The 19062-nt window shown below is 73.0% G+C and carries 20 protein-coding genes; 16 read left to right on the forward strand and 4 right to left on the reverse strand.

Annotated elements, in window-relative coordinates:
* Nucleotides 1-22: 22 nt before the first annotated feature.
* From ABCQ75_RS09990 to ABCQ75_RS10020, 7 genes are all read left to right on the forward strand, one after another.
* Entirely contained in the window at nucleotides 23-1006 is a 984-nt protein-coding gene (locus ABCQ75_RS09990) for an NAD(P)H-quinone oxidoreductase (protein ID WP_345885188.1), read from the forward strand.
* Nucleotides 1007-1184: 178 nt separating this feature from the next.
* Complete coding sequence (locus tag ABCQ75_RS09995; RefSeq protein ID WP_345885190.1) at nucleotides 1185-3485, forward strand: carbon starvation CstA family protein; 2301 nt, start codon at nucleotides 1185-1187, stop codon at nucleotides 3483-3485.
* A complete protein-coding gene (locus ABCQ75_RS10000; protein ID WP_345885192.1) occupies nucleotides 3485-3727 on the forward strand; it encodes a YbdD/YjiX family protein in 243 nt (80 codons plus the stop codon). The genes ABCQ75_RS09995 and ABCQ75_RS10000 overlap by 1 nt, the downstream gene beginning before the upstream one ends.
* Nucleotides 3728-3802: 75 nt before the next feature.
* On the forward strand, nucleotides 3803-4450 hold the full coding sequence (locus tag ABCQ75_RS10005; RefSeq protein ID WP_345885193.1) for a bacterial proteasome activator family protein: 648 nt from the start codon (nucleotides 3803-3805) through the stop codon (nucleotides 4448-4450).
* Between the two features lie 8 nt (nucleotides 4451-4458).
* Nucleotides 4459-4899 carry a hypothetical protein gene (locus ABCQ75_RS10010; RefSeq protein ID WP_345885195.1) on the forward strand — a complete coding sequence of 147 codons (441 nt, stop codon included), beginning with the start codon at nucleotides 4459-4461 and terminating at the stop codon, nucleotides 4897-4899.
* Between the two features lie 97 nt (nucleotides 4900-4996).
* On the forward strand, nucleotides 4997-5851 hold the full coding sequence (locus ABCQ75_RS10015) for an aldo/keto reductase (protein WP_345885197.1): 855 nt from the start codon (nucleotides 4997-4999) through the stop codon (nucleotides 5849-5851).
* Nucleotides 5852-5895: 44 nt separating this feature from the next.
* The gene (locus tag ABCQ75_RS10020; protein WP_345885198.1) at nucleotides 5896-6456 is read left to right on the forward strand and encodes a very short patch repair endonuclease; all 561 of its coding nucleotides are present in this window, start codon (nucleotides 5896-5898) and stop codon (nucleotides 6454-6456) included.
* Here ABCQ75_RS10020 and ABCQ75_RS10025 read toward each other — a convergent pair.
* On the reverse strand, nucleotides 6389-8176 hold the full coding sequence (locus ABCQ75_RS10025) for a glycoside hydrolase family 15 protein (protein WP_345885200.1): 1788 nt from the start codon (nucleotides 8174-8176) through the stop codon (nucleotides 6389-6391). The two genes, ABCQ75_RS10020 and ABCQ75_RS10025, sit on opposite strands and share 68 nt — an antisense overlap.
* A gap of 85 nt (nucleotides 8177-8261) precedes the next feature.
* On the opposite strand from ABCQ75_RS10025, the gene ABCQ75_RS10030 reads away from it, so the two are divergent.
* Entirely contained in the window at nucleotides 8262-8783 is a 522-nt protein-coding gene (locus ABCQ75_RS10030) for a hypothetical protein (RefSeq protein WP_345885202.1), read from the forward strand.
* A 27-nt stretch (nucleotides 8784-8810) separates the two neighbouring features.
* Here the strand turns inward: ABCQ75_RS10030 and ABCQ75_RS10035 are convergent, their stop codons facing one another.
* Entirely contained in the window at nucleotides 8811-9710 is a 900-nt protein-coding gene (locus ABCQ75_RS10035) for an SDR family oxidoreductase (RefSeq protein ID WP_345885205.1), read from the reverse strand.
* 165 nt (nucleotides 9711-9875) lie between these two features.
* Between ABCQ75_RS10035 and ABCQ75_RS10040 the strand changes: the two genes are divergently transcribed.
* The gene (locus ABCQ75_RS10040) at nucleotides 9876-10862 is read left to right on the forward strand and encodes a DNA topoisomerase IB (protein WP_345885207.1); all 987 of its coding nucleotides are present in this window, start codon (nucleotides 9876-9878) and stop codon (nucleotides 10860-10862) included.
* 80 nt (nucleotides 10863-10942) lie between these two features.
* Here ABCQ75_RS10040 and ABCQ75_RS10045 read toward each other — a convergent pair whose 3' ends face one another.
* On the reverse strand, nucleotides 10943-11371 hold the full coding sequence (locus ABCQ75_RS10045) for a hypothetical protein (RefSeq protein ID WP_345885209.1): 429 nt from the start codon (nucleotides 11369-11371) through the stop codon (nucleotides 10943-10945).
* A gap of 289 nt (nucleotides 11372-11660) precedes the next feature.
* Here ABCQ75_RS10045 and ABCQ75_RS10050 point away from each other — a divergent pair, with 289 nt between their 5' ends.
* On the forward strand, nucleotides 11661-12350 hold the full coding sequence (locus tag ABCQ75_RS10050; protein WP_345885210.1) for an SDR family oxidoreductase: 690 nt from the start codon (nucleotides 11661-11663) through the stop codon (nucleotides 12348-12350).
* A gap of 37 nt (nucleotides 12351-12387) precedes the next feature.
* Nucleotides 12388-13290: a sigma-70 family RNA polymerase sigma factor gene (locus tag ABCQ75_RS10055; protein ID WP_345885213.1), complete on the forward strand. Its 903-nt coding sequence runs from the start codon at nucleotides 12388-12390 to the stop codon at nucleotides 13288-13290.
* 12 nt (nucleotides 13291-13302) lie between these two features.
* Here ABCQ75_RS10055 and ABCQ75_RS10060 read toward each other — a convergent pair whose 3' ends face one another.
* Complete coding sequence (locus ABCQ75_RS10060) at nucleotides 13303-14247, reverse strand: glycosyltransferase family 9 protein (protein WP_345885215.1); 945 nt, start codon at nucleotides 14245-14247, stop codon at nucleotides 13303-13305.
* A gap of 121 nt (nucleotides 14248-14368) precedes the next feature.
* Between ABCQ75_RS10060 and ABCQ75_RS10065 the strand changes: the two genes are divergently transcribed.
* Genes ABCQ75_RS10065 through ABCQ75_RS10085 form a run of 5 tightly spaced genes read left to right on the forward strand, consistent with a single transcriptional unit; the run spans nucleotide 14369 to nucleotide 19062 of the window.
* Entirely contained in the window at nucleotides 14369-14935 is a 567-nt protein-coding gene (locus ABCQ75_RS10065; RefSeq protein ID WP_345885216.1) for a D-glycero-alpha-D-manno-heptose-1,7-bisphosphate 7-phosphatase, read from the forward strand.
* On the forward strand, nucleotides 14932-15984 hold the full coding sequence (locus ABCQ75_RS10070; RefSeq protein WP_345885217.1) for a glycosyltransferase family 9 protein: 1053 nt from the start codon (nucleotides 14932-14934) through the stop codon (nucleotides 15982-15984). The genes ABCQ75_RS10065 and ABCQ75_RS10070 overlap by 4 nt, the downstream gene beginning before the upstream one ends.
* Nucleotides 15984-17018, forward strand: coding sequence for a glycosyltransferase (locus ABCQ75_RS10075; RefSeq protein ID WP_345885219.1), 1035 nt, complete (start codon nucleotides 15984-15986; stop codon nucleotides 17016-17018). The genes ABCQ75_RS10070 and ABCQ75_RS10075 overlap by 1 nt, the downstream gene beginning before the upstream one ends.
* Nucleotides 17015-18301: a glycosyltransferase gene (locus ABCQ75_RS10080; RefSeq protein ID WP_345885220.1), complete on the forward strand. Its 1287-nt coding sequence runs from the start codon at nucleotides 17015-17017 to the stop codon at nucleotides 18299-18301. The genes ABCQ75_RS10075 and ABCQ75_RS10080 overlap by 4 nt, the downstream gene beginning before the upstream one ends.
* Entirely contained in the window at nucleotides 18301-19062 is a 762-nt protein-coding gene (locus tag ABCQ75_RS10085; protein WP_345885221.1) for a D-sedoheptulose-7-phosphate isomerase, read from the forward strand. Before ABCQ75_RS10080 ends, ABCQ75_RS10085 begins: the two co-directional genes overlap by 1 nt.

Below are 19062 nucleotides of genomic sequence, written 5' to 3' on the forward strand. Positions count from 1 at the left end.
GGGAGAGGGAGGATCCCACGCCATGAAGGCCGTGTTCATCTCCGAGCCAGGAGGCCCAGAGGTCCTGGAGGTGCGTGACGCCGAGGAGCCCGTCCCGGGCCGGGGCGAGGTGCTCATCGACGTGGTCGCGGCGGGCATCAACCGCGCGGACGTCCAGCAGCGGCGCGGCTTCTACCCGCCCCCGCCCGGCGCGTCCGAGATCCCGGGGCTCGAGGTCTCGGGGCGGATCGCCGGGTTCGGTCCCGAGGTCGCGCGCCCGTTCTCGGTGGGGGAGAAGGTCGTGGCGCTCCTGGCCGGCGGGGGGTACGCGCAGAAGGTCGTGGTCCCGGCGGAGCAGGTCCTGCGCATTCCGGAGGGCGTGGACCTCGTCACGGCGGCCGGCCTGCCCGAGACGGGCGCGACCGTGTACTCGAACCTCTTCATGACAGCGCAGCTGCAGCCCGGGGAGACGCTCCTGGTCCACGGCGCCACGGGCGGGATCGGCACGATGGCGGTGCAGCTCGCCAAGGCGTTCGGCGCGCGGGTGGCAGCGACGGCGGGCAGCGAGGAGAAGGTCTCCACGGCTCGGGCCTTCCTCGGCGTGGACCTCGCGGTCAACTACCGCGAGGAGGACTTCGTGGAGGCGGTGCGCGCAGCGACAGGCGGGCGGGGCGCGGACGTGATCCTCGACGTCGTGGGCGCGAAGTACCTCGAGCGCAATGTCGAGGCCCTCGCCCCGTACGGCCGGCTCGTGGTGATCGGGCTCCAGGGCGGCGCGAAGGCCGAGCTCAATCTGGGGATGCTACTCAACAAGCGGGCCGCCGTCATCGGCACGGCCCTGCGGCCCCGCCCGGTCGAGGAGAAGGGCGTCATCATGTCCGCCGTCAGGGAGCATGTCTGGCCCCTCGTGGCGGACGGCCGGGTGAAGCCCCTCGTGGACCGCACCTTCCCGCTTGCCGAGGTGGTGGCGGCGCACGAGTACTTCGACTCCGGCGAGCATGTGGGCAAGGTGCTGCTCACCGTCTAGTGCGCGCACGACGGCGTGCGGTCGCCTCGGGCGGTCACCCGCGGCCGCCGCCAGCCGCCGGGCGCGGCAGGGCTACCGCTCGCCGCGCGGGTGTCCCGGCCCGGGAAGACCTGTTCCCGGCGAGCGTTCGCGGGACTACGCTCAGTATGCGTCTGTCACCTGCACTCGAGGAGGAGTCATGAGTTCCGTCTCACGCGACGCTGGGGGAGCGTCTGGGACCGGTCCGGAGCGCGGCACACTCGTCCAGGACCCGGCACTGCCGCCGGTTGCCGTGGACCCCGCCGTGCTCGAGGCCGAGGAGCGCCGCTGGACCCCTGCGAAGATCGCCGTCTGGGTGGCCATCGCCCTGGTCGGCGGCCTCGCGTGGGTGATGCTCGCGCTCGTGCGTGGCGAGACAGTGAACGCCATCTGGTTCGTGTTCGCCGCGGTCTGCACATACCTCATCGCGTACCGGTTCTACTCGAAGTACATCGAGAGGCACCTGCTCAGGCCCAATGACGTCCGCGCGACCCCGGCCGAGTACAAGGCGGACGGCAAGGACTACGTCCGCACCGACCGCAACGTCCTCTTCGGCCACCACTTCGCCGCGATCGCCGGGGCAGGCCCCCTCGTCGGGCCGGTCCTCGCAGCCCAGATGGGCTACCTGCCCGGCACCCTGTGGATCATCATCGGCGTGATCCTCGCCGGCGCCGTCCAGGACTACCTCGTGATGTTCTTCTCCATGCGCCGCGGCGGCCGGTCGCTGGGCCAGATGGCCCGCGAGGAGCTCGGCGTGGTGGGCGGCACGGCCGCGCTCATCGCGACGCTGCTCATCATGATCATCATCGTCGCGATCCTCGCCCTCGTGGTCGTCAACGCCCTCGGCGAGAGCCCGTGGGGCGTGTTCTCCGTGGCCATGACCATCCCGATCGCGCTGTTCATGGGCGTGTACCTGCGCTTCATCCGCCCCGGCAAGGTCATGGAAGTCTCGATCATCGGCTTCGTGCTGCTCATGGCCGCCATCATCGGCGGCGGCGCCGTGGCGAACACCGGCTGGGGCCAGGAGCTCTTCCACCTCGAGCGCCTGCCGATCGCGTGGGGCATCATCGTCTACGGCTTCATCGCCGCCGTCCTGCCGGTCTGGCTCCTGCTCGCGCCCCGCGACTACCTCTCCACGTTCATGAAGATCGGCGTCATCTTCCTCCTGGCCATCGCGATCATCATCGTGCGCCCGGAGATCAACGTCCCAGCGTTCAGCGAATACGCCTTCCGGGACAACGGCCCGGTGTTCGCCGGCGCCCTGTTCCCGTTCCTCTTCGTCACGATCGCGTGCGGCGCCCTCTCCGGGTTCCACGCGCTCATCTCCTCCGGCACCACGCCCAAGCTGATCGAGAAGGAGCGCCAGACCCGCTTCATCGGCTACGGCGGCATGCTCATGGAGTCCTTCGTGGCGATCATGGCGCTCGTCGCGGCGATCTCGATCGACCGCGGCCTCTACTTCGTCATGAACTCCCCGGCCAACCTCACCGGCGGCACGGTGGAGACGGCGGCGGCGTGGGTCAACGGCCTCGGCCTCGCCGGTGTGAACGTCACCCCGGACATGCTCGCGGGCACCGCGCAGAGCGTCGGGGAGCCCTCGATCGTCTCGCGCACGGGTGGCGCGCCGACTCTCGCGGTGGGCCTGAGCCACATCATGCAGCAGTTCATCGGCGGCGCGGGCCTCGCGGCGTTCTGGTACCACTTCGCGATCATGTTCGAGGCGCTGTTCATCCTCACCGCCGTCGACGCCGGCACCCGCGTGGCGCGCTTCATGCTGCAGGACTCGATCGGCAACTTCGTGCCGAAGTTCAAGGACACCTCGTGGCGTCCGGGTGCATGGATCTGCACCGCGGTCATGGTCGCGGGCTGGGGCTACATCCTGATCCTCGGGGTGACGGACCCGCTCGGCGGTATCAACACCTTCTTCCCGCTCTTCGGGATCGCGAACCAGCTCCTCGCGGCCATCGCGCTCGCGGTGTGCCTCGCGATCGCGGCGAAGCGCGGGACGTTCCGCTACCTGTGGATTGTGGCCGTCCCGCTCGCGTTCGCGGCCGTCGTGACCATCACGGCCAGCGCGTTCAAGATCTTCTCGACCGTGCCCGCGGTGGGCTACTTCGCCCAGAACGCGGCGTTCTCGAAGGCCCTCGCGGAGGGCAAGACCTCGTTCGGCACGGCGAAGACGGCCGCGGCGATGGAGGCCGTGGTGCGGAACACGATGGTGCAGGGGGTCCTGAGCGTCGTCTTCGTGACCCTCGCGATCATCGTGATCGTGACCGCGCTCGTCTCCACGTTCAAGGCATTCCGCGGGCTCGGCGCCGGAATCGGGGCCGACAAGGAGGACCCGGCGGTGCCCTCGCGGGTCTTCGCCCCCGCCGGCCCGGTCGCGACACCTGCGGAGCGCGCGGTCCTGCAGGAGTGGAAGGACCGCGGCATCAGCACGGTCCCGGCGGGCCACCACTGATGTCCTCCCTGACCAGCGGCTCCGGGCGCACGACGGCGATCGCCGCCGTGCGCTCGGCGCTCGCCGGGGCGCGGGGCTACTTCCGGGGTGTCCTCGGCGCGGATGCGTACGAGAAGTACCTCGACCACCACCGTGCCGAGGCGGCGGCCGGGCACTGCGCCGCCCCGGCGATGACCGAGCGTGAGTTCTGGCGGGACCGCACGGACCGGCAGGACACGAACCCCCAGGGGCGCTGCTGCTGACTGCCCGGCGCGGACCCGCAAGGCGCTGTCGCTGGGCGCCGTGCGCGTCTCGGCACGCGTGAGAGTATGGGCCACATGACAGGACCGGAGAGCGAACCCATGGCAGAGGACGGCACTCCCAGCGGGAACGGCGACGAGCCTGTGGAGGGCACGCCCGTGGAGGGACCTGAGACCGATGGCGGCGGCCCGGCGTCGCCCGCCATGGCCGGCGGGGAGCGCCGGGCGAGCCTCCAGGAGCTCGTGGACGAGCCCGCCAAGGTCATGCGGATCGGGACCATGATCCGCCAGCTCCTCGAGGAGGTGAAGGGCGCCCCGTTGGACGAGGCGGCCCGCACCCGGCTCGCCGAGATCCACGAGCGCTCGATCGCGGAGCTCGAGGACGGCCTCGCGCCCGAGCTCGTGGCCGAGCTGCACCGCATCTCGCTGCCGTTCAGCGATGAGTCGGTGCCCAGCGAGTCCGAGCTCCGCGTGGCGCAGGCCCAGCTCGTGGGCTGGCTCGAGGGGCTCTTCCACGGGATCCAGACCGCCATCGCGGCGCAGCAGGCCGCACACCAGCTCGCCGCTGCCCAGGTCCAGCTGCGCCAGCTCCCGCCGGGGACGATGATCGCTCCCGGCGTGGTGATCGGGGAGAACGGCGAGCCCCAGCGCGCGCCCGCGGGGCAGCGCCCCGGGATGCGTCCCGATCGGCGCGATCCGGACCACGGTCCGGGCCAGTACCTCTGAGAGGCGGGGTGGGGCTCCTCAGCTCGGCGTTCCAGGCCCGACGGGATGACGCGGAACTCGGCAAGGGCCTGTGGCGCCGTGCCCATGACCGCTTCCGCCGCGGCCTGGACCGCTACCACCAGGTCCTCGAGGGGATCGAGGACGACTCGCTGTACGCGGAACTCGTGGTGATCGCCGATTCCCTGGCCGCTCTGCTGCCGCGCGTGCGCGCCGTGTGCGTGGCCGCGCAGGCTGCCGCCCCGAGCGAGGGGCTGGACGTGCCCGGAGGCTTCGCGGACGTGCACCGTGCCCTCTCCAAGGCGGGGAACGCGCTCGCCACCACGGCGGAGGCCGCCGCGATGCTGCGCCTCGCGGTGGGCCCCGTCCCGGTCGGGGCGGTCTCGGTGGAGCGGCGGGCAGCCTCCGTGTTCGAGCAGGTGGAGCGGGCCGAGCAGCTCGTGGCGGGCTGAGGCTTCGGCGCCGCAGGCTGTTCGCGCTGCGCGAAGACGGGCGGGAAATCGGCGCCTGCCCCTTCCGAAGCGGCGCTGCACTGGAAGTATGGTGCCCATGACTTCGACTGAGACCCTGACTTCCCCTGTGCTCGAGTTCCACGACGGCAACACCATCCCGCAGCTGGGCTACGGCGTCTGGCAGGTCGAGGACGCGGTGGCGGAAGAGGTGGTGGGCGAGGCGTTCAACGCGGGCTACCGCCACATCGACACCGCCGCGATCTACGGCAACGAGGCCGGAGTGGGCCGCGCGATCGCGGCCTCCGGCCTGGCCCGCGAGGACCTGTACATCACCACGAAGCTCTGGAACGCGGACCAGGGCCGGGACAACGTGGCAGGCGCCTTCGACTCCTCCCTGTCCAAGCTCGGCCTCGACTACGTGGACCTCTACCTCATCCACTGGCTCCAACCGAAGCGCGGCCTCTACCTCGAGACGTGGGAGGAGCTGGCCAAGCTCAAGGAGTCCGGCCGCGTCCGCTCGATCGGCGTCTCCAACTTCACGGTCGAGGCGCTCGAGGAGATCGAGCGCGAGACGGGCGTGCGCCCCGTGATCAACCAGGTGGAGACCCACCCGTACTTCCCGCAGGCCCAGCTGCGCGAGTTCGAGGCCTCCCGCGGGATCCTGCACGAGTCGTGGTCCCCGCTGGGCCAGGGCAAGGACCTGCTCGCGGACCCGGCGCTGGAGGCCATCGCCGCCAAGCACGGCGCGAGCGTCCCCCAGGTCGTGCTCGCGTGGCACCTCGCGCTCGGCAGCGTCGTGATCCCGAAGTCCGTCACGCCCGAGCGCATCGCCCAGAACTGGGCCTCCCTCGGCGTCGCGCTCGACCCGGAGGACCTCGAGGCGATCGCTGCCCTCGACAAGGGCCAGGCCGGCCGGATCGGCCCTGACCCGGCGGAGGCCGACTTCGCCTGAGCGGTCCTGGGCCGGCACGCAGGCAGCGCTTGTACGCTGGCGTGATGAAGCAGGCGCACGACGACGGCGACGCACCCCGCGCGGGTGCGTCGCCGTCGTCGTCCCCGCGCCGAGCGGGCGAAGCCTCCTGGGCCTCGACCCCCGCCATCCGCCGGACCATGCTCGGCAACCGCTCCCGCGATACGGCCCCCGAGCTGTCGGTGCGCCGGGCCGTGCATGCGATGGGCCTGCGGTACAGGGTGGCCATGCGCCCCGAGAAGGCCCTCCGGCGCACGGCCGACCTCGTGTTCACGCGGGCGCGCGTGGCCGTGTTCATCGACGGCTGCTATTGGCACGGATGCCCCGAGCACTACATCGAGCCTGCCCGAAACGTGGACTACTGGCGGCCCAAGATTGCGCGGAACCGCGAGCGGGACGCGGAGACCACCCAGCTGCTCACCGAGGCCGGCTGGACGGTGCTGAGGTTCTGGAGCCACGAGGACCCGGCCCAGGTGGCGGGGCGGATCGCGGAGACCGTCAGGGAGGCGCGCGTCCCGCTCAAGAAGGCGGACGCGGAGGCTCGTCCGAACGGCCCATCCCCTGCTCGAGCGCCACGGCCGCGTTGATGAGGCCGAAGTGGCTGAACGCCTGCGGCGTGTTGCCCAGCTGCCTGCCGAGGCGGGGGTCGTACTCCTCGGAGAGGAGCCCCACGTCGTTGCGGAGCTCGAGGAGGTCCTCGAAGAGCCTGCGCGCCTCGTCTCGGCGGCCGATCCCCACGAGCGCGGTCACGAGCCAGAACGAGCACGCGAGGAACACGCCCTCGGTACCGGGGAGCCCGTCCGCTCCGGATTCAGTCCGGTAGCGGAGCAGGAAACCGTCCGCAGCGAGCTCCCGTTGGACGGCCTCGATCGTCGCCACCACCCGGGGGTCGTCGTAGGGCAGGAAGCCCACGCGGGGGATGAGGAGGAGTGCGGCATCCAGCTCTGAGGAGCCGTAGGACTGGACGAAATGGCTGCCGGTCGGGTCCATTCCATGGGCCAGGACGTCCGCGCGGATCTCGTCCCGCACCGCAGTCCACCGCTCGAGCGGGCCTTCGAGGCCGGACTCTGTGATGCCCCTGGCCATCCGGTCCGCGGCGACCCAGGCCATGACCTTGGAGTGGGTGAAGTGCCGCCGCGGCCCGCGCATCTCCCAGAGGCCGTTGTCCGGCTGGCGCCATACGCGTTCAAGATGGTCCATGAGCGCGCACTGCAGGTTCCACGAGTCCTCGGTCCCGAGCGCGTTGCGGGTGAGCGCCAGGGCGTCGAGGACCTCGCCCCACACATCGAGCTGGAGCTGCTCCGCCGCCGCGTTGCCGATGCGCACGGGGGCGGACGCCTCATACCCGGGCAGCCAGTGGAGCGTGTCCTCGGGCACACGGCGGCGCCCGGTGAGGGAGTACATGATCTGCAGGTCCGCCGGGTCGCCGGCGACGGCGCGGAGGAGCCAGTCCCGCCAGGCCCCTGCCTCTTCCGTGTAGCCCGCCGCGAGGAGCGGCTGCAGCGTCAGGGTCGCGTCGCGCAGCCAGCAGTACCTGTAGTCCCAGTTCCGCTCGCCCCCGAGCCATTCCGGCAGCGAGGTGGTGGCTGCCGCCGCGATGCCGCCGGTCGGGCCGAAGGTCAGCGCCTTGAGCGTGATGAGGGAGCGGTCGACGGCGTCCTTGTACGGGCCGGTGACCCGGCACCTGCTGCTCCACTCGTCCCAATAGGCCAGGGTGCGTTCCAGTGACACCTCGGCGTCGGCGCACGGCTCCCACCGCTCGTGGCTCGGCCTCCACGTGAGCACGAAGGGGACGCGGTCGCCGGGGCCCACGGTGAACGCGCTCACGGTGCGCCGGTCGCGGCCCACGAGCGGCGCCGTCGTGGTGACGTACGCGGCGTCCGGTCCCGCGACCGCGTGGAGGACCCCTTCGCGCCGGCGCACCCACGGGACCACATGCCCGTAGTCGAAGCGCAGCGCCAGGTCCATCTCCACCGGCACCGAGCCGCTCACGCCCTCGACGATGCGCACCACATCGCACGCACTGTCCCGGGGAGGCATGAAGTCCACGACGCGCGCCGCGCCGTCGTCGGTCTCCCAGACGGACTCGAGGACGAGCGTGCCCGGGAGATAGCGGCGCGACGTGCACGTGGCCGCGCCCACCGGGGCGATCCGCCAGCGGCCGTGGTCAGGGGTGCCCAGGAGCGCGCCGAAGCACGAGGGCGAGTCGAAGTGCGGGAGGCAGAGCCAGTCGATCGAGCCGTCCATGCCGACGAGGGCCGCGGTCTGGAGGTCCCCGATGACGGCGTAGTCCTCAATCCTCGCCATGCCCGCACCATACCAAGCGGGTTGGCAGCCCGGTGCGGGGGGTAGGTCCCATGTGCAACGTCACTCCCGGAAACAGAGGTCGGACATGGATACCACCCAGATCTGGATCATCATCGGCGTCGTCGTTCTCGCCGTCATCGTCATCGCGGTCCTCGTGGCCGTGGCCCGCAAGCGGCGAACCGCCCATGACGAGCGGTCCCGCAGAGAGGCCGAAGCGCTGCGCGCCCGCGCGGCGTCCGAGGACCTCGAGGCGCGTGAGCGTGAGGCAGCGAGCCTCGAGGCGCGGGCCCGGGCCGAGCGCGCGCAGGTCGAGGCTGACCGGCTCCGCCAGCAGGCGGAGGAAGGCACTGCGGCCGCCCGCGAGAGCCGGGATGAGGTCGAGCAGCGGCTCCGGCGCGCGGACGAGATCGACCCCGAGACGCGCGGGCACCACCACAGGCACGACACGGATTCGGGCCACGGCCACGACAGGAACGACGCGGACCGCCGCCGTGACGGCAACGACGCGGACCGCCGCCGTGACGAGAACGACGACGACCGCACGGCCCGCGGGCCCGCTCACGCCCCCGAGCACCGGGCGGCGTCGGACCGGGACGCCGACCGCTGACGTCCCGGCCCGGTGAGCGCAGGCCGGTCAGAACGGCTTGCCGCCGGTGACGGGGAGCACCGAGCCCGAGATGTAGCCGCCCTCGTCCGAGGCCAGCAGCACATACGCCGCCGCGAGCTCCGCGGGCTGGCCCGGACGGCCCAGCGGAGTGTCCTGGCCGAACTCGGCGATGTGGTCCGGCCAGCCGGTGGACGGGATGAGCGGGGTCCAGATGGGCCCGGGGGCCACTGCGTTGATCCGGATGCCCCTCGGGCCGAGGTCCGGGGCGAGGGCCTTGACCAGCGCCACCTGCGCGGCCTTCGTCATGGCGTAGTCGAAGAGTCCCGCCGAGGGCTGCACGGCCTGGATGGAGCTCGTGATGATGATCGACGCGCCGGCGCCCAGATGGGGGAGCGCCGCGCGCAGCGTCCAGAACTGGCTGTACAGGTTGGTCCGCAGGACGCGGTCGAACTCCTCGGTGGGCACGCTCTCCACCCCGTCGCGCGCCTGCTGGTAGGCCGCGTTGAGGACCAGGACGTCGAGCCGGCCGAACTCGCTGCTCACACGCTCGGGCAGCGAGGAGCTCACGGTCTCGTCCCGCAGGTCCGCCTCGATCGGGAACGCACGCTGCCCGGCGGCGACGATCTCGCGTTCGGTGGCGTCGGCGTCGTCCTTCTCCTCGGGCATGAACGTGAAGGCGACATCCGCACCCTCCCGGGCGAAGGCGATCGCGACCGCGCGGCCGATCCCGGAATCGCCCCCGGTGATGAGCGCGGCCCTGCCCTCCAGTCGACCGTGCCCCGTGTAGGTGGCCTCGCCGTGGTCCGGGGTGGGCGTCGTCTCCGCGGTGGTGCCGGGGGCTTCCTGCTCCTGTGGCGGCATCTCCTCGCTGGGGTGGGCGGAGCGGGGGTCGTCGGGTGTTCCGGTGGTCTCTCGGGCGTCATTCATGGTGGACTCCGCACTGTTGAGATTGAGGCGCTGGTGGACATGAGGGCCGCTTCCTGACCCATGGCCACGGTAGGCCGCAGCGGAGCCGGGCGGAAGGCCATTCCGCTTGCCGCGCAGCCTGCGCGGATGACGGTTGGACGCGCGCGGTGCGGGTAAGCCACAGGCGTGGCCCCACCCTCTTCGCGCCGGCGGCGCCCTTCCCGTCCACCCGCGCCGGGGCTCTGGACCCGCCGCCGGGCGGGGCAGGGCTTCGTGTACCGGGACGCGGAGGGGGCCAGGGTCACGGATGAGGAGGCCCTCGAGCGGATCCGTTCGCTCGCCATCCCTCCGGCGTGGCGCCACGTGCGGATCGCCGCCTCGCCGCGGGCGCGGGTGCAGGCGCGGGGCGTGGACGCAGCCGGCCGCACCCAGTACCTCTACCACGCAGGCTGGCGCGAGCGGCAGGAGGCCCGCAAGTTCCGCCGCGCGCTCGGGCTGGCCGAGCGGCTCCCGGGCCTTCGGCGGCGCGTCACTGAGGACCTGCGGGGCAAGAGGGGTCCGCGTGCCCAGGCCCTCGCGGCGGCCGTGAGGATCATCGACCGCACGGGGATGCGCGTGGGCGGGCACCGCTATGCCCGCGAGAACGGCACCTTCGGGGTCACCACCGTCCAGCGCGAGCACGTCTCGCTCGAGGGCGATGCGGTGGCCTTCGACTTCCCCGGCAAGTCCGGTCTGCGCTGGGAGGTGGTCGTGACCGACCCGGACCTCGCCGCATACCTGCGCGCGCTCCCGCGGCGGCCCGCTCGCGAGCCGGCCTTGGGGTACGACGACGGGCACGGCTTCCAGCCCGTGAGCGCCTCGGCCCTCAACGAGTACCTCCGCGGCTCGTCCGCGTCCGGCGTGAGCGCGAAGGACCTCCGGACGTGGCGCGCCACCGTGGTCGCAGCCCGGTCCCTCGCCCGCAGCCGGCAGCAGGAGGCCGACGCCGACACGGCCTGGCGCGACGCCGTCGCCGCCGCTGCGGAGTGGCTGCACAACACGCCTGCCGTGGCGCGCAGCTCCTATGTCGACCCGCACCTGCTCGAGGCGTACCAGGAGGGGCGGGCGGTGGCCGGCCCGAGGGCCTCGGAGCGTTCCGTGTGCGAACTCCTGCGCTCCGCCCGTGCGGCGTGAGCCGGGCAGGGAGCCGACAGGCAGCAGAGGAGCCCGGCAGTCCGAGGGATCGCCGGGCTCACGTCGCTTTGCCAGAAGGGTCAGGCGCCTGGGGAACGGTCTGGGAAGTCGTCCGTGGTGCGCGGAGCATCGGTGTCGTCGTCGCGGGGGGTGAGGTAGCGCTCTCCCTCCTCGGTCTCGCCCACCTCGTATTCCGCGGCGACCGCGTCGATCGCGGCCTGGTCCACCGGGCCCGGAGGCTGCACTGGTCCGGGGTTGGGGGTCCGCTCTGCGTCCCCGTAGACCGCGCCGAGGCCCTTGGAAGAGGGCACCACCTCGTCGCGGCCGGGCACCGAGTCATCCTCTTCGGACCGGCGCACGGGCCGCCCGGGCTCTTCAGCCAGCCCGGCTTCGTCACGCAGTGCGGCATCTTCGTGCCGTCCGGGCCCGTCAAGGAGCCTCTCGTCCGCGCCGAGCCTGTCGTCCGTGCGGCGCGGGTCGTCGTCCCGGGGTCCGTCGATCCTGCTCATGGAGGTCCTCCTCGCGATCTACGCGGCGCAGGCACCCGCTGGCGCCGGATGCCTGTGGGAGGCATCGCCCTGATGGTACCCCCGGCCCGTTCCGGCAAACCGGACGCGGCAGCAGGCCGCGCCCTGGGCAGCAGCCGGGCTGCGCAAAAGCTGTTGGGGCTGCGTGAAGGGTGTTCAGCGGCCCCGAGTGGGTAGTGGAATGGGTGAACGTCCCGGGAGATCCCGCGGGACGCTGGCACAGGAGGTGTTCGTACTGCTGTCTCCGAAGGTCCTCGATCAAGGGAGTGGCATGTCCGATCCACACCGGCTCGCTGGCCGGCGCATCCTCATCACGGGCGAGGACTCCCTTCTCGCCCGCCGGCTGGGGGAGCACTTCTCGCGCTTCGGCGCGCTGCTGGATGTTGACCCGGCGCCACTCGACGCCGGCCCGCCCGCGAGCCCGGAGGAGGGGTCCCGCATGGTCCATGAGGCCGTCGAGTCGCTGGGCGGGCTGGACGTGCTCATCAACACGGGCCCGGCGGCCCTTCCCGCCGAACTCGTCCCCTCGAGCCCGCGCGGCCTGAGCCTGGAGGGCATGGAGCATGCGCTCGAGCGCTCCATGAGCCTGCTGGTCTCCACCACGGAATCGGCGGTGCGGGAGATGGGGCCCGGCTCGAGCATCGTCACAACCGTCCTCTTCGCCTCCCCGCCCTACCTCCTGACGCCAGAGCAGGAGGCGCTCACGGAGGCCGTCCTCGACACGACGCGCGGCTGGGCGGACATCCTGTCCTCGCGCGGCATCCGCGTCAACGCGGTGGCGGGAGGCCCCGAGTGGGCAGCGGAGAGCCTGGCGGGCGACGACGACGTGCAGGAGGCGGAGCTCGATCCCTTCGTGTACCTCGCCTCCAGGGAATCCCGGTGTGTCACCGGCTCAGTCCTCGGAGTGGCACGTGCCTATGAGCACGCGCTCGAGGGGATCGGAGGGTTCAGGAACCGCTGATCTGCGCCGCCTTCCTACCCCAGCCAGGAGGTACACCATGGAAGCCGCATCCCACCCGAACGTCGTCCCGCTCCAGCCGCCCACACGCACCCATCGTGCGGCGCCGCGTCCCATTCGCCGCCCATGCCCCGACGGGAACGGCCCTGACGGGCTGCATGGCTCCGAACAGCCGTACGGCTCCGAACAGCCGCTGCGTCCCCGAGCAGAGCGCTCGGAAGCGCCACAGCGCTCCGTGCCCATGGAGGAGGCGGCCGGCGACGACGCTGCCGCGGCGCTCGCCACGGACTACCTCGGGGTCGCGGACGCTCTCGCGCGCCGGTTCCGGTGCCCGGGTCACGATGCGGACGATCTGCGGCAGGTGGCGCGCCTCGGCCTCATGAAGGCGGCCCGCCGGTACCGCGAGGCCCTAGGCCACGGTTTCGTGCCCTACGCGGTGCCGACCATCACGGGGGAGCTCAAGCGCTATCTCCGAGACCAGTCGTGGGTCATCCGGCCCCCTCGGTCCATCCAGGAGCTGCGCCTCAAGATCAATGCCCTGAGGCCGGCGCTCACGCAGGAGCTCGGCCACGACCCGACCACGGCTGAGCTGAGCACCGCAGCGGGCGTGCCCGCGATGGATGTGGCAGAGGCCCAGATGGCTGACGCGTCCCTCGTGACCCGCCCCGTGGAGCACGGTGATGGATCGGACGATTCCGAGGAGCCGCGCGTGGGCATCACCCCGTCAGCCCTCGACCCGGGCTTCGAACGGGTCGAGGCCCTCCATGCGCTCGCTGGAGCGCTCGAGGACTCCACGGCCGCTGACCGGCGCCTCCTGACCCTGCGGTTCGTCGAGGAGAAGACGCAGAGTGAGATCGCCCGGGAGCTGGGCGTGAGCCAGATGCAGGTCTCGCGGCTGCTCAAGAAGCTCCTCGACCGCCTGCGCCGCCGCATGGCCGCATGAGGCCCTTCCGCTTCAGGAGGTGGGCAGGCGCAGCCGGTCGACGGCGTCGAGCACGTGCCCGGGGAGGACTGCCAGGAGCGCTGGGTCCGGGTCTTCCGCGAACGCGTCGCCCCGGCGCCGCGTCGCGTCGGTGAGCACGATGTGGGGACCGTCTCCCGGGGGGCCCCACTGCTCCGGCGCGGCCGGCCCGAAGAGCACCACCGACGGAATGCCGTAGGCGCTTGCGAAGTGGGCGGCTGACGTGTCTGCGGTGATGACGAGTGAGGCGGCCGAGAGTGCCGAGGCGAACTCGCTGAGGCTCCACCGCCCGGCGGCCACGCAGCTGGCCGGGAGGCCGGCAGCCGCTGCGATCGTCTCCGCCCGTTCCCGGTCCCCTGAGCCGCCCGTGACCCTGACATCGTGCCCTGCCCGGCTGAGCTGGGCAGCCACGGCGGCGAAGCGGTCCGCCGGCCACATGCGGCTCCCGTGCGCCGCCCCTACGTGGACCAGAGTCGCCCCGTGGACGGGCGGGTCAGCCACCGGAACGCCGAGCCGGAAGTCGCCAGCGTCCGCGCGCAGACCGTGCCAGGCCAGGAGGCGCACCCAGCGCTCGCGTTCATGCAGTCCCTCCTCCCAGGACGGCCCGGGCCATCCGGGGGCCTCGTGGCCGATCCTGTGGCGAGGGCTGAGTGCGTCGAGCCGGCGGTGGCTCTGGGGCCCGGCACCGTGCAGGTTCACGGCGACGTCGACCGGGCCGTTCCACGGGATGGGGGCCTCGAGGCCCGGGGTGGGGAGGAGCTCGTTGACCCCACCGACAAGGGGCAGCACCTCTTCGAGCCAGCCGGGCGCGGCGAGGACGATGCGGTGCTCAGGGAAGGCGGCCCGCAGCCCGCGCAGGGCGGGCACTGCGACCAGCAGGTCGCCGAGTTTGAGCGCGCGGAGCGCGAGAAGGACGGGGCGGGCTGAGCCCATGCTCATGTGACCTCCAGGGAAACCCTTGGGGAGCCCTCTTCCTGAGCAGCGGGGCGCCAGTGCCCCGGGTCGGTTTAGTCTACCTTCCGCCGGGAACTGCTCAGGCATGCCCAGCCTTCGAACCGACGTGCCCACTTCTCCGCCCGCTGCGGTTCTGTTCGACCGCGACGGAACGCTCGTGCACGACGTCCCGTACAACGGCGAGCCCGCGCTCGTGGAGCCCGTCGAAGGCGCCGCCGAGGTCCTCGCCGCGCTGCGCGCCGAAGGGGTGGCCCTGGGCGTCATCACGAACCAGTCCGGGATCGGCCGGGGCCTCATCACCCGCGCACAGGCGGACGCCGTCAACGCGCGGATCGAGGAGCTGCTCGGCCCGTTCGACGTGTGGTGCGTGTGCCCGCACGCCCCCGAGGACGGGTGCGGGTGCCGGAAGCCCGCGCCTGGCATGGTGCTCGCGGCGTGCGAGGCCCTCGGGGCCGCGCCGGAGGCCACGGTGATGGTGGGGGACATCGGGGCCGATATGGAGGCCGCCCGCAGGGCGGGTGCGCGGGGGATCCTCGTGCCGACGCCGGTGACCCGACGCGAGGAAGTCCTCGCCGCCCCGGAACAGGCCGACGACCTGGCTGGCGCGCTGCACCTGATCCTGGGCCGCGCCCAGACGCCGGCCGGGGTGACCGCCGCGGAGGCGGCGCAGTGAGGCGTGTCCTCGTCGCCCGGCTTGACAGCCTCGGCGACGTGGTCCTCGCCGGCCCCGCTGTCCGCGCCGTCGCCGCCCACGCCGAGGCGGTGCTGCTCACCGGCCCCCGGGGCAGCGCCGTCGCGCCCCTCCTGCCCGGCGTCTCGGAGCACCTCGAATGGGACTGTCCCTGGATCGGCAACCCTCCAGCGCGGGCCAGCGAGGCGCACCTCGGCGCGCTCGAGCGGCTCATCGCCGGCGCCGGTGTGGAGGAGGCCGTCATCCTCACCTCGTTCCACCAGTCCCCGCTTCCCCTGGCCCTCGAGCTGCGCCGCTGCGGCGTCGCCCGCATTACCGGCCTGTCCGAGGACTACCCGGGCAGCCTCCTCGACGTGCGCGTGACCAGCCGCGACCTGCCGTGGGAACTGCACGAGGCAGACCGCGCGCTCGGCATCGCCGCCGCCGCGGGCTTCGCGCTCCCCGCGGACGACGACGGGCTCCCGGCACTCGCCCGAACGGCACCGAGCGCGGTGCGTCCCCCGGGCGAGTACGTGGTGGTCCACCCCGGTGCGGACGTCCCGGCACGCGCGTGGCCCGCGTCGCATGCCGCCGAGCTCGTCTCGCTCCTCGCGGCCCGGGGGATCACCGTCGTGGTCACCGGTGGGCCCGGCGAGCGGGAGCTCACGGAACGGGTCGCCGGTGCTGCGGGGACAGACCTCGGCGGGAAGACGGACGTCCCCGCACTTGTGGACGTGCTCGCGGGGGCGAGCGCCGTCGTCGTGGGCAACACCGGTCCCGCGCACCTCGCGGCGGCCGTGCGGACCCCCGTGGTGAGCCTCTTCTCGCCGGTCGTCTCGGCGCAGAGCTGGGGGCCGCGGGGAGGCCCTTCCGTGCTCCTCGGCCAGCAGGACGAGGCGTGCGCCGGCAGCCGGGCGCGCGAATGCCCCGTCCCGGGGCACCCGTGCCTCGCGTCAGTCACGCCGGAGGATGTCCTCGCCGCGCTCGCGGGCGTGACTGGCCTCGCCGGCCTGGCCGGCCTCCCGACGGCTCCGACCGGGGCGGTGGCGTGATGCGCATCCTCCTCTGGCACGTGCACGGCGGCTGGGCCGAGGCGTTCGTGCGCGGGCGGCACGAGTACGTTTTGCCCGTGGACGAGGCGCGCGGCCCATGGGGGCTCGGGACCGGCGGGCGCGACTGGCCCAACGCGATCGAGGCGACCCCGGAACTGCTGGCGGACGGGGCCGGGGCGATCGACGCCGTCGTGCTCCAGCGGCCCGAGGAGGCCGAGCGCGTGCGCGAGCTCACCGGCCTGCGCCCCGGGACCGACGTCCCGGCCGTGTACGTGGAGCACAACACGCCCCGTGGCGCCGTGCCGGACACGAGGCACGCGCTCGCGGACCAGTCTGAGATCCCGGTGGTGCACGTGACGCACTTCAACGCGCTCATGTGGGACACGGGCAGAGCGCCCGTCCACGTCGTGGAGCACGGCGTCCCGGACCCGGGCCACCTGTACACGGGGGAGCTCGAGCGGCTCGCCGTCGCGGTCAACGAGCCCGTCCGCCGCGGCCGCACCGCGGGCACGGACCTCCTGCCCCGCTTCGCGGCGAGGGCTTCGCTGGACGTCTTCGGCATGGGAGGCGAGGGCCTCCGGGAGGCGGTCGGCGTGCCTCCCGGGCGTCTGCACTGGGCTGGGGACGTGCCCCCGCCGCGGCTCCACGCGGAGCTCGCCCGGCGGCGCACGTACCTCCACCCGTTCCGCTGGACCTCCCTCGGGCTCGCCCTGCTCGAGGCCATGCACGCGGGGATGCCGGTGCTCGCCGTCGGCTCCACGGAGGCCTTCCGTGCCGTTCCGCCGGAGGCGGGGCTGGTGAGCGCGAGCCCCGCGGAGCTCGCCGAGGCCGCGACCGCCCTCATGGCAGACCCGGAGGCGGCGCGCGCCGCGGGGCACGCGGCGCGGGAGGCGGCACTGGCCCGGTACGGGCTCGGCCGGTTCCTGGCCGACTGGGATGACGTGCTCGCCGAGGCCCTCCGCGGGCCCGGGGGCATCGGCACGGCGCGGCCCGGCAGTGCCCGGCCCGCCCGAGAGATGAGGAGCAGGACATGAGGATATCGATGGTGTCCGAGCACGCGAGTCCCCTCGCCGCCGTGGGCGGCGAGGACGCGGGCGGGCAGAACATCCACGTGGCCGAGCTCGCGGCTGCCCTCGTGCGCCGCGGGCACGAGGTGACCGTGTTCACCCGCCGCGACAGCGAAAGGCTGCACTGGGAGCAGCGGCTCCCCTCCGGCGTGGCCCTCGTCAACGTGGACGCGGGGCCGGCCCGGGCGGTGCCCAAGGACAGGCTGCTGCCCTACATCCCCGAGTTCGCGGAGCGGATCGCCCGCTACTGGGCCGAGGACCCTCCCCAGGTGGTGCACGGCCACTTCTGGATGTCCGGCATCGCGTGCATCGAAGCTGTGGGGGCCCTCCAGAAGCAGGGCCTGCCCGTACCAGCCGTTGCCCAGACCTTCCACGCCCTCGGGGTGGTCAAGCGCCGCCATCAGGGGGTGGAGGACACGAGCCCGGCGGAGCGGGAGAGCCTCGAGCCCTGGGTGGCCCGGAGCGTGGACCGGGTCATCGCCACATGCCCCGACGAGGCCTTTGAGCTGCGCAGCATGGGCGTGAGCCAGCGCCGCATCTCGATCGTCCCCTGCGGCGTGGACACCGAGAAGTTCACCCCGGACGGCCCGGCCCGCCGGCACGGCGCCCGGATGCGGCTCGCCGCAGTCGGCCGGCTCGTGCCGCGCAAGGGAGTGGACACCGTGATCACCGCGCTCGGCCTCCTGGCCGAGTCCGGCCGCCGGGACATCGAGCTCGTGATCGCCGGCGGCGATGCCTCCAAGGACAGGATCGCCTCGGACCCCGAGGTGCGCCGCCTGCGGGACCTCGCCGCGGCGCTGGGCGTGGAGAACCAGCTCATCTTCGCCGGGCAGGTGGCCCGGGACGAGATGCCGGCGCTCCTGAGGGGCGTGGACGCCGTGGTGTGCACGCCCTGGTACGAGCCGTTCGGGATCGTGCCGCTCGAGGCCATGGCCTGCGGCGTCCCCCTCATCGTGGCCGCCGTGGGAGGCCTGAGCGAGACGGTGGTGGACGGCGTGACCGGGCTCCACGTCCCGCCCAAGGACCCCGCGGCGCTCGCCCAGGCGGTCCGGACCCTCGCGGACGACCCCGCGCTGCGGGCGTCTCTCGGCGCGGCGGGCGTGGAGCGGGCGCGCTCCCGCTACACGTGGGACCGCGTCGCGGCGGACACCGAGCGCGTGTACCGCGCCATGCTGGACCACTGGGAATGGCCCGCCGCGGACGTCGAGGCCTCGAGAGGCCGTCTTCGGCGTACTGAGGGAGCGCTCTGATGGGCGCCGCGGAATCGATCGGCCGATGGAGCGCCCACACGGCCGGACCCGCCGCCGTGAACGTGTCCTCCCTGTCCGCCGCCCGTGCCCGGCCCGGCGCCAGCGCCCGCCCCGCCGCGCCCGAGGCCTGGGCGCGCGAACTCGAGGGCCGCGTCGGCGAGCATCTCGAGGCGTCCGCCCAGGCCATCCTCGGCCTGCGCTCGCAGTCTGCCCTCATCGGCCGCTGGTCGGCGGTGCTCGCCGAGCGGCTCCACGCCGGCGCGCGGCTCCTCGCGGCGGGCAACGGCGGGTCCGCCGCCGAGGCGCAGCACCTCACCGCCGAGCTCGTGGGCAGGTATGACGGGGACCGGCCGGCCTACTCGGCGATCGCGCTGCACGCGGACACCTCCGCCGTGACGGCGATCGGCAACGACTACGGCTACGCCGAGGTGTTCGCCCGGCAGGTACGCGCCCACGCCCGGCCCGGCGACATCGTCCTGCTGCTCTCCACGAGCGGCGCGAGCGCGAACCTGCTCGCCGCCGCGGGCGCCGCCCGCGACTGCGGCGCGCTCACGTGGGCGCTCACGGGACCGGCACCGAACCCGCTCGCCTCCGCAGTGGACGAGGTGCTGGCGCTCGAGGCCCGCAGCTGCCACGTGCAGGAGTCCCAGCTCGTGGCCATCCACGCCCTGTGCGAGGGCTTCGACGCGTGCGTGGCCGAGCTCGAGGGCCGCAGCTCCCGCCAGCACGGAGAAACGCGCCAGCACGGAGAGGAGGGATGA

Source organism: Sinomonas halotolerans, assembly GCF_039615075.1.
Lineage (GTDB): Bacteria > Actinomycetota > Actinomycetes > Actinomycetales > Micrococcaceae > Sinomonas > Sinomonas halotolerans.

Excerpts from the sequence above, each read along its gene's own strand:
- ABCQ75_RS09990 (WP_345885188.1), top strand. The coding sequence starts at position 23 with ATGAAGGCCGTGTTCATCTCCGAGCCAGGAGGCCCAGAGGTCCTGGAG.
- ABCQ75_RS09995 (WP_345885190.1), top strand. The coding sequence starts at position 1,185 with ATGAGTTCCGTCTCACGCGACGCTGGGGGAGCGTCTGGGACCGGTCCG.
- ABCQ75_RS10000 (WP_345885192.1), top strand. The coding sequence starts at position 3,485 with ATGTCCTCCCTGACCAGCGGCTCCGGGCGCACGACGGCGATCGCCGCC.
- ABCQ75_RS10005 (WP_345885193.1), top strand. The coding sequence starts at position 3,803 with ATGACAGGACCGGAGAGCGAACCCATGGCAGAGGACGGCACTCCCAGC.
- ABCQ75_RS10015 (WP_345885197.1), top strand. The coding sequence starts at position 4,997 with ATGACTTCGACTGAGACCCTGACTTCCCCTGTGCTCGAGTTCCACGAC.
- ABCQ75_RS10020 (WP_345885198.1), top strand. The coding sequence starts at position 5,896 with ATGAAGCAGGCGCACGACGACGGCGACGCACCCCGCGCGGGTGCGTCG.
- ABCQ75_RS10025 (WP_345885200.1), bottom strand. The coding sequence starts at position 8,176 with ATGGCGAGGATTGAGGACTACGCCGTCATCGGGGACCTCCAGACCGCG.
- ABCQ75_RS10030 (WP_345885202.1), top strand. The coding sequence starts at position 8,262 with ATGGATACCACCCAGATCTGGATCATCATCGGCGTCGTCGTTCTCGCC.
- ABCQ75_RS10035 (WP_345885205.1), bottom strand. The coding sequence starts at position 9,710 with ATGAATGACGCCCGAGAGACCACCGGAACACCCGACGACCCCCGCTCC.
- ABCQ75_RS10045 (WP_345885209.1), bottom strand. The coding sequence starts at position 11,371 with ATGAGCAGGATCGACGGACCCCGGGACGACGACCCGCGCCGCACGGAC.
- ABCQ75_RS10050 (WP_345885210.1), top strand. The coding sequence starts at position 11,661 with ATGTCCGATCCACACCGGCTCGCTGGCCGGCGCATCCTCATCACGGGC.
- ABCQ75_RS10055 (WP_345885213.1), top strand. The coding sequence starts at position 12,388 with ATGGAAGCCGCATCCCACCCGAACGTCGTCCCGCTCCAGCCGCCCACA.
- ABCQ75_RS10060 (WP_345885215.1), bottom strand. The coding sequence starts at position 14,247 with ATGAGCATGGGCTCAGCCCGCCCCGTCCTTCTCGCGCTCCGCGCGCTC.
- ABCQ75_RS10075 (WP_345885219.1), top strand. The coding sequence starts at position 15,984 with ATGCGCATCCTCCTCTGGCACGTGCACGGCGGCTGGGCCGAGGCGTTC.
- ABCQ75_RS10080 (WP_345885220.1), top strand. The coding sequence starts at position 17,015 with ATGAGGATATCGATGGTGTCCGAGCACGCGAGTCCCCTCGCCGCCGTG.
- ABCQ75_RS10085 (WP_345885221.1), top strand. The coding sequence starts at position 18,301 with ATGGGCGCCGCGGAATCGATCGGCCGATGGAGCGCCCACACGGCCGGA.